This is a genomic window from Cytobacillus sp. EB106-05-05-XG126 (assembly GCF_058791715.1).
Window position 1 is genome coordinate 1 of the sequence record NZ_JBYTDU010000047.1, and the last position, 858, is coordinate 858.

At 33.4% G+C, this 858-nt stretch carries 1 protein-coding gene; it reads left to right on the forward strand.

Annotated elements, in window-relative coordinates; translation table 11 throughout:
• The first annotated feature begins 180 nt into the window (after positions 1 to 180).
• Positions 181 to 717 carry an HAD-IIIA family hydrolase gene (locus AC3WTL_RS25660; RefSeq protein ID WP_492370281.1) on the forward strand — a complete coding sequence of 179 codons (537 nt, stop codon included), beginning with the start codon at positions 181 to 183 and terminating at the stop codon, positions 715 to 717.
• Positions 718 to 858: the final 141 nt, after the last annotated feature.

Consider the following 858-nt stretch of genomic DNA (forward strand, 5'->3'; position numbering starts at 1 on the left):
CTACCCCGGCTACCGTAATAATAAAACCATATAAAAAATGGTCAACCAGAAATATCTGGCTGACCTTATAATACGAACGGGGCAGGTTAGTTTAATAAGAAGTTCCCAAAATACAGGAATTCATTTGAGCATTGCAGAATATTTTTTATAAATAAATAGTGAGTTCGGGAGGAGTAAGTTATGAACATTCAAGCTGTTTTCATAGATAGAGATGGAACTATCGGGGGGAGTGATAAGGTTATTTATCCTGGAGAGTTTGAATTGTTTCCCAATGTTGCAGATTCAATACAGCATTTAAAAGACTCTGGGATATTAATCTTCTCTTTTACTAACCAGCCAGGTATATCCAAAGGAGAAGCAACAGTAGAGGACTTTGAAAAAGAACTTATTGAATTTGGATTTAATAAAGTTTACATATGTCCACATCAACATAATGAAGGATGTAATTGTAGAAAACCTTCTACTGGTATGCTGATTAAAGGTGCCGAGGAAAATAATATAAAAATAGCTGAGTGTGTAGTTATAGGGGATAGATGGACAGATATGGTTGCAGCTAACGAGGCTGGCTGTATAAAAATATTAGTGAAAACAGGTTCAGGTACTGAAGCATATAATAAATACATAAACAGTGAGTTTTATGATCATTGGGGTGAAGTAAAGCCCGATTATATAGCTGAGAACATAAATGATGCTGTTAAATGGTCAATGACAAACTAACAATATTTATACATTTAATTATTAATGGGTGCGTTTCTACAATAAGTAGAGACGCTTTTTTACTAAACCAGCTAATAGTTTGTCAATATTTTTCAATAAAAACTTAAAATATCTCATGCTATACTAAAAATGCGCATGCCA